Consider the following 7,813-nt stretch of genomic DNA (forward strand, 5'->3'; position numbering starts at 1 on the left):
CATGTGAGGATAGAGTTTTTAATTCACAAACATAGAGAAGAGACTTTCATTATGAAAAAAGAAAAAGGTAATGCCATTGCACTCCTGCCAATTGGTGTATTTCTCATATTATACCTGGGCCTTGGCATTTTATTTGAGTATGTGATGAAGATTCCGATGGGATTCTATAATGTACCGATCGTGGTCGCATTTCTTGCCGCGATCCTGGTTGCCTGTCTGCAGAACAGGGAAGTAAGTTTTGACAGGAAACTTGAGATCATGGCGCATGGTGTCGGAGACAAAAATATCATCACAATGCTTCTGATCTTTCTCACAGCAGGCTCTTTTGTCGGCGTGGTAGGAAGAAGCAGCGCGGAAAGTGTGGCATATTTTATGCTGACGCTGATTCCGGCGAGATTTTCTGTGGCGGTTTTATTTGTAGTTGCATGTTTCGTATCGGTAGCGATGGGAACTTCTGTAGGCACGATCACACTTCTGGTGCCGATCGCGGCGGCTGTTTCCAGTGCGTCAGGTTTCGATCGTGCATTTTGTGTGGCTTCGGTCATGGGCGGGGCGATGTTCGGCGATAACCTTTCTTTCATTTCCGATACCACGATTGCAGCCTGTAATGGACAGGGCTGTGAGATGAAAGATAAATTCCGTGAAAATTTCTGGATCGCATTTCCGGCAGCACTGATCACACTTGTTCTGATCCTGATCCTGTCTTTTCAGACGGAAATTCAGGGACATGTCAGTCAGTCCTATCATCTGCTCCAGATACTGCCATATCTCCTGGTGCTGGTCGGAGGTATCATCGGTATCAATGTATTTGTGGTTCTTCTGACAGGAATTGTTTCCGGAGCGATCATCATGCTTGCCGGAGGGCATATCACGCCAGTGGATCTTCTGACGAATATGGGTTCCGGTGTATCCGGAATGTTTGAGACCTGTATGGTGGCGATCCTGGTAGCGGCAATGTGTGCGCTGATTCGTGAGTACGGCGGTTTTGATGCACTTCTTGGCTGGATCCACAAAATCTTCCGTGGCAGAAAAGGCGGGCAGCTTGGTATGGGACTTCTTGTCGGAACCATGGATATTGCGACTGCGAATAATACGGTAGCCATTGTTATGGCAAATCCGATCGCCAGAGAGATGGCACAGGAGTATGGGATCACACCAAGAAAAACTGCCTCCCTGCTGGATACTTTTTCCTGCATCTTTCAGGGAATCATTCCATATGGTGCACAGATGCTCGTGGCAATCTCAGCGGTCAATGAGCTGGGTGGTGAAATTTCCGCTTTCCAGATCATTCCGAAACTTTTTTACCCGATGTTCCTTTTGCTTATGTCGATCATTTCGATAATGAGAAGTGAAAAGACAAAAATGTAAAACCGGAGTTCTATAATAGAAATATGAATAAAAAAGTTTTACATTATGAGGAGGACAATTACCCATGAAAAAGAAAACAGTTATTACAGCAGGGATTCTGGGAGTTCTGGCAGTTGCAGCAGGTGTGTGGTTTTATCATCCGGCTGGCAAAGTAGATCAGGAGATCCTGAGCCGGCTTGAAGGCGATTATGGAATTCCATACGATGATGATATGGATGACGAGGAGTATTACGATAATGAATGCTTCTGGGAAATGGCTGTTTTTACAAAAGCAGATGGATTTTTTACAACGAAACCGCCGGCACTGATGATCTATGATGCAGAAGCGGGAGAGCCTGGCCTTGCCGGAACGATCATAAATCTGGATGCGGATACAATGGAATTGAAAATAGATGATCGCATGACAGACAAAGACTATTATCCGTCTGGATGGGACATTGAAACGTCATCAGATACCATAGAGTTTACTTACGAAGAAACAGAAGATGGTCTGGAACTGACCAATCATGGCAAAACGTTCACTTTTGTAAAATATCAGGAAGATTAAACAGAAAAAAATAAAAAAACACTTGACCTTCCACCTTATGGAAGCTGTATAAAACAGGTACAGACAGCGATATGAAGAGTTTTCAGACTGTCAGGAAAGTAAGAGGTAGCGCAATGAAGATCAAACAGGTGGAAGAGCTTGTAGGAATCACAAGAAAAAATATCCGTTTTTATGAAGACCAGGGGCTTCTCAATGTAGAACGTGCAGAAAACGGATACAGGGAATATCATCAGGAGGATGTCATCCGGCTTCAGGAGATCAAATTATTCCGAAAGATGGATATTTCCATAGAAGAAATGAAACTTCTCTTCGAAAAAAAGAAAAGCCTGCAGATCTGTCTGGAACAGCATCTCAAGGAACTGGAACACCGAAAGGAAGGTCTTTTGAAGATGCAGGACATGTGCGAACGTCTGATCCTGGAACATCGGTCACTGGAATCTCTGAATGCAGAGGACTGTCTGGAAGAAATCGAGCAGATGGAGAAAGAAGGTGCAAAGTTTATGAACGTTAATAAAACAGATGTGCATAAGAAAAAGAGAACGGGAGCGATCATCGGTGCAGCAGTTATGACAGTGCTCATGCTGGTGACGATCATAATCGTATTCTGGGCAAACGCACAGGATCCCATTCCGCTGGGGCTGCTTTTGCTGATCGCAGGGATCCCGGCAGTCATCATTGCAGGAACGCTCATAGCACTTGCAGGAAGAATGAAGGAAATCGAAGGAGGAGAAGAAGATGAAGCTTCTAAGTATTGAATATATCCCGGGCGTGGATTTTGAGCCGCTCGGAATCGTAAAAGGAACCGTTGTGCAGACCAAGAACGTCGGCAGAGATTTCATGGCAGGCATGAAAACCCTGGTTGGCGGCGAGATCGTAGGTTACACAGAAATGCTGAACGAGGCAAGACAGATCGCTACGAAGCGTATGGTAGATGAAGCCAAGGAGATGGATGCCGATGCCGTGATCGGTGTTAAATACGGCTCCTCCCAGGTCATGTCAGGAGCAGCAGAAGTGATCGCTTATGGAACTGCGGTGAAATACAAATAAAAATGGTCAAAAGAAGCTCACATCATAATGAAACGAGATGTGAGCTTTTTTTCTGTACGAAATATATGGTGAAAACATATAGCAAACCATGTATAATAAGACTCATGGATGATGAAAAATAAAAACGGATGAGGAATTTAATTCATGGAGGGAAATTTAACAAAAGGTCCTATTCTGAAAACGTTGACAAAACTTGCCATTCCGATCATGGCATCGTCGTTTCTTGGGACTTTGTATAATATTACGGATATGGCATGGATTGGGCTGCTTGGCTCGAAGGCAGTTGCCGGTGTTGGCGTTGGCGGTATGTTTACCTGGCTTTCGCAGGGGCTTGCTTCTATGGCGAGGATGGGCGGTCAGGTGCAGGTTGCACAGTGCATTGGACGTGGTGACAGGGAAAAGGCGCATGGTTTTGCACAGGCAGCAGTGCAGCTGGCAGCGGCGATGGGAATGGTGTATGCAATTCTTTCACTGGTATTTACGAAGCAGATGGTCGGCTTTTTTCAGTTGACGGACGCTGAGGCGTATGCAGCGGCTATGTCGTATACGAGGATCGCGTGCGGACTGATCGTATTTTCATTTATGACTCTGACATTGACAGGACTTTATACGGCACAGGGCGATTCCAAGACGCCATTTCTGGCGAATCTGATCGGGCTTATCACAAACATGATCCTGGATCCCGTTCTGATCCTTGGACCGGGACCTTTTCCGAAACTGGGCGTGATCGGAGCTGCAATTGCAACGGTAATGGCACAGGCGATCGTTATGAGTATTATGGTTCTTGCGATCATTGTGCGGAAAAAAGAAAATGTACTGAAGGGTATAAAACTTTTGGCAAAGATCCCGGAAGAATATCTGAGTGGGATCTGCAGGATCGGAATTCCGACAGCAATCCAGGGAATGGCATATTGTGCAATTTCCATGGTGCTGACACGAATGGTTTCAGGATATGGTGCAGAGGCGGTTGCCACACAGAGGGTCGGCGGGCAGATCGAGTCGATTTCCTGGAATACAGCAGATGGTTTTGCGGCAGCGCTGAATGCTTTTATTGCACAGAATTATGGAGCCGGAAAGAACGATCGTGTGAGAAAGGGATATAAGGCAGCTTTGTGGACAGTTGGTGTATGGGGAGTGCTGATCTCACTTGCATTTATATGCTTTCCCAATGCGATCGCAGATATCTTTTTCCATGAACCGAAGGCAATCGAGACAGCAGTTGGATATCTTGTGATCATTGGATTCAGTGAAGCTTTTATGTGTGTAGAACTGACAACGGTAGGTGCCTTGTCCGGACTTGGCAGGACGAGACTTTGCAGTATCATCAGCATCACCTTCACCAGTGCCAGGATCCCGCTGGCGATCATTCTCGGCGGAATGATAGGACTCAGTGGAATCTGGTGGGCACTCTCTGTAACATCGATCGTCAAAGGAATCATCTTCACATGCACGTTCCTGTGGATCACAAGGAAGCGTCAAGTAAATAAAATATAAACTTACAGAATGATATTTTTATAATTCTTTTACTAGTGTGAAAAATCCATCCATGTTATACTTAGAAAAAAAGCAGGAGAGTGATGGATTGAAGTTTGAATGGGATCAGGAAAAGAATCTGATTAACCAGAAAAAACATAAGATATCATTTGAAACAGCAGCATACGTATTTGCAGATAAAAATTATATAGAAATGTATGATTTTGAGCACAGTATAGATGAGGACAGATACATTGCGATAGGATGTGTTGGAGAAGTACTATTTGTTGTGTTTACGGAAAGAAAAGAGAATATTCGTTTGATTTCCGCCAGACTGGCAACAGAATCAGAGAGGAGGCTCTATTATGCTCAAGACATTTACTATTAATAAGGGACAAAAACCGACAAAAGAACAATTACAGGAAGTTATGGATGCAAAGAACTCTCCGATAATAACTGATGAAGACGCACCAGAATTATCACCAGCGATGCTCAAAGCATTTAAGAGCAGTGTGATTCAGAGGAACCGAAAGAAAAATGCATAAATTGAAAATCCTGGAGTAGAGATAGACTCTGGGATTTTCTGCTATTTTGCAGATAATACAAAAGAAAAGGTAAATTTATGAAAACAGCAAAAAAGATTTTTAAGATCATTGGAATCATAGCAGGGGTGGTTGTGGCCGTGTTGATCGTGTATATCATCTACCTTTATGCAAGCTATCACCGTATCGAAGACAACCTGTCGCTGGAGGTGGAATCTCATGCACAGGCAAATGCATATCTGACAACGGAGAAAGAATACTCCGCACTTACATACAATATCGGTTTTGGTGCATACACACCGGATTTCAGCTTTTTTATGGACGGCGGCAGATCTTCCTGGGCGAAGAGTAAGGACAGTGTGCTTGAAACGGTTCAGGGTGCAGGAGAACTGGTCAGATCTTATGATCCGGATTTTGCCCTGATTGAAGAGGTGGATCTGAATTCAACCAGAAGTTATCATGTAAATGAATATGACATATTGAAGGACTGCTTTGCAGATTACGATACTGTATTTGCACAGAACTATGATTCTGCATTTTTGTTCTATCCATTTACACAGCCACACGGCAAGAGCAGATCAGGGCTGGCTCTTTTTTCCAGATACCCTGTCACAGATTCTCTGAGAAGAAGCTTTCCGGTATCTACGTCATTCAGTAAGTTTTTTGATCTGGACCGCTGTTACAGCATTTCCAGAATTCCAGTGGACAATGGCAAAGAATTCGTAATCTTTGAACTGCACATGTCTGCCTATGGGAACAGCGATGAGATCCGGGAAGGCCAGATCCGCATGCTGACCGAAGATATGCAGAAAGAATACGAAGCAGGAAATTACGTGCTCTGTGGCGGCGACTTCAATCATGACCTTAAAGCAGATGAAAACGATTCTGCAGAAAGAGAATCCTGGGCATATCCATTCCCGAGATCCGAACTCCCGGAGCATTTTTCCTTCGGTATGGATCAGCTTTCCGAGCAGGAAAAACAGGATTTATGGGACAGCGCGCGTAATGCAGACATGGAATATGTACCGGGTGAAACCTACACAGTTACACTGGACGGATTTATCATTTCCGATAATATAGAATGCGTATCTTACGAAGACATCAACACAGGCTACACCTACTCCGATCACGATCCGGTCTACATGAAATTTAAACTTACTCAGTAAAATGAATAAAAATACAAAAAATCATTCCCCAGAGGCATCTTTGGGGAATTTTTTTTGCAAAAGATATAAAATTCGAGTATAATCCAAATTAGTTAGGTACTGACCAAAGGTCATTAATAATTTCTGGATCGACAGGGATTATATTTCTGAAACAAAACAGCAGGAAGCATGGAGGAGAATAGTATGAAAGACAAAAAACGTTTTGTCTGTGCCAATGCGTTTTATGAAGGAAGGGAATACTATTACTGTTTGAAAAAAATCCCGAGTTATAACTGGACGATGCTGTTTCTTGTGTCAGCAGATCATGTGGCGACGAATACCATGGACATGGTGAATTCTATCATTCGCACGTTTGCACTGGTTGCGGCATGTGCTTTTGCAATCCTGTGTTCAGGTTTCTTTGTCTGGTACAGAAGCCGCAGGACACGCGCGATGTATGAGTTTGAGGTGCGGACGAATGAACGTCTGTCGGAAGTGAACCAGGAACTGGAAAAAGCAAAAAAAGTGGCAGAAGAGGCATTTCATATTGCGGAAGAGGCGAACCAGTCCAAGAGTCGTTTTCTCTCCAATATGAGCCATGATATGAGAACACCTATGAATGCGATCGTAGGTTTTACGACGCTGCTAGATAATGAGAGCAAAAATCCGAAAAAAGTGCAGGAATATACAAAGAAGATCGCTTTTTCCAGCCAGTATCTGCTGGGACTTATCAACGATGTGCTGGATATGTCCAAGATCGAGGCAGGCAAGATGAAGCTGACGCTGGAAGAAGAAAACATGGATGAGATCATCGAGAATATTGATGCCCTCGTCCACCCGCAGATGGTCCTTCGTAGGCAGAAGTTTGAGATCATTGTGGAACTGCTTAAAATGGAAGGCGCAGAATGTACTGTCTGCGAAAATGGACAGCTTGCGGTAGAGACATTTACCGCATCGGAAGAAAACACGATCAATCTGATCCTGATGGATGTACAGATGCCGGTGATGAACGGATACGAGGCGATGAAAGCAATCCGAAGTTCAGGTCATCCGATGGCTGAGACAATTCCGATCATTGCCATGACTGCAAATGCTTTTGTGGAAGATATCCATGACGCATTGGACGCCGGAATGGATGCATATGTGGCAAAACCGGTGGATATGAAAGTACTGAAAGAAACCGTAGCACAGGTGATCGGAGGAAGATCATGAGATGCAGTAATATAAAAGGACATAAAAGGAGCACGTATGCGTAGAATATGGGTAACCAGTGACCTGCATATTGGTCATAACAAAGAGTTTGTATACAAAGAGCGTGGGTTTCAATCAATTGAAGAGCATGACAGCGCATTGCTCTCTAATTGGAATGAACTTGTCAGCCCAGATGATGTCGTATATGTTCTGGGAGATGTGATGTTAAAAAAAGATCTCGAAGATGAGGAATTCTCATATGCCCTGAATATATTAAAACAATTAAATGGTGAGCTTATTATATTTCGAGGTAACCACGACAGTGAGAGCAAGCTCAAAAAGTACGAAACCTGCGAAAACGTGATCAAAGCAGGTGAAGCTGCATGTTATCTGAAATATCCGGCAGTTAAAGGCTATCAGTTTTATCTGTCACACTATCCAACTTTAGGACAATAAGCGGGAATCCTCGGCAATTCAATTACCGAGATGAAAGCGTAGGA

Annotated in this window: 10 protein-coding genes; all 10 read left to right on the forward strand. The window is 43.9% G+C overall.

Features of this window, described 5'->3' with window-relative positions; genetic code table 11:
* Positions 1–51 precede the first annotated feature (51 nt).
* The 10 genes from DWX28_RS16275 to DWX28_RS16320 all read left to right on the forward strand — a co-directional run bounded on the left by DWX28_RS16275 (position 52) and on the right by DWX28_RS16320 (position 7,769).
* Entirely contained in the window at positions 52–1,368 is a 1,317-nt protein-coding gene (locus tag DWX28_RS16275) for a Na+/H+ antiporter NhaC family protein (RefSeq protein WP_118253926.1), read from the forward strand.
* Positions 1,369–1,432: 64 nt separating this feature from the next.
* Positions 1,433–1,915, forward strand: coding sequence for a hypothetical protein (locus DWX28_RS16280; protein WP_022213366.1), 483 nt, complete (start codon positions 1,433–1,435; stop codon positions 1,913–1,915).
* A gap of 113 nt (positions 1,916–2,028) precedes the next feature.
* On the forward strand, positions 2,029–2,670 hold the full coding sequence (locus tag DWX28_RS16285) for a MerR family transcriptional regulator (RefSeq protein ID WP_118253929.1): 642 nt from the start codon (positions 2,029–2,031) through the stop codon (positions 2,668–2,670).
* Positions 2,651–2,962 carry a YbjQ family protein gene (locus DWX28_RS16290; protein ID WP_005423341.1) on the forward strand — a complete coding sequence of 104 codons (312 nt, stop codon included), beginning with the start codon at positions 2,651–2,653 and terminating at the stop codon, positions 2,960–2,962. Before DWX28_RS16285 ends, DWX28_RS16290 begins: the two co-directional genes overlap by 20 nt.
* Before the next feature lie 144 nt (positions 2,963–3,106).
* Positions 3,107–4,456: an MATE family efflux transporter gene (locus tag DWX28_RS16295; protein ID WP_118253931.1), complete on the forward strand. Its 1,350-nt coding sequence runs from the start codon at positions 3,107–3,109 to the stop codon at positions 4,454–4,456.
* 52 nt (positions 4,457–4,508) lie between these two features.
* Positions 4,509–4,823, forward strand: a complete 315-nt coding sequence (locus tag DWX28_RS16300) for a BrnT family toxin (protein ID WP_118253934.1) — start codon at positions 4,509–4,511, stop codon at positions 4,821–4,823.
* Entirely contained in the window at positions 4,801–4,980 is a 180-nt protein-coding gene (locus DWX28_RS16305; protein ID WP_022213362.1) for a hypothetical protein, read from the forward strand. The genes DWX28_RS16300 and DWX28_RS16305 overlap by 23 nt, the downstream gene beginning before the upstream one ends.
* 77 nt (positions 4,981–5,057) lie before the next feature.
* Positions 5,058–6,143, forward strand: a complete 1,086-nt coding sequence (locus tag DWX28_RS16310) for an endonuclease/exonuclease/phosphatase family protein (protein ID WP_118253937.1) — start codon at positions 5,058–5,060, stop codon at positions 6,141–6,143.
* Positions 6,144–6,326: 183 nt separating this feature from the next.
* Positions 6,327–7,334, forward strand: coding sequence for an ATP-binding response regulator (locus tag DWX28_RS16315; RefSeq protein WP_158565331.1), 1,008 nt, complete (start codon positions 6,327–6,329; stop codon positions 7,332–7,334).
* Between the two features lie 36 nt (positions 7,335–7,370).
* Positions 7,371–7,769, forward strand: coding sequence for a metallophosphoesterase (locus tag DWX28_RS16320; protein ID WP_118253944.1), 399 nt, complete (start codon positions 7,371–7,373; stop codon positions 7,767–7,769).
* Positions 7,770–7,813: the final 44 nt, after the last annotated feature.

This window comes from Blautia sp. AF19-10LB, from assembly GCF_003461245.1.
Lineage (GTDB): Bacteria > Bacillota > Clostridia > Lachnospirales > Lachnospiraceae > Blautia_A > Blautia_A intestinihominis.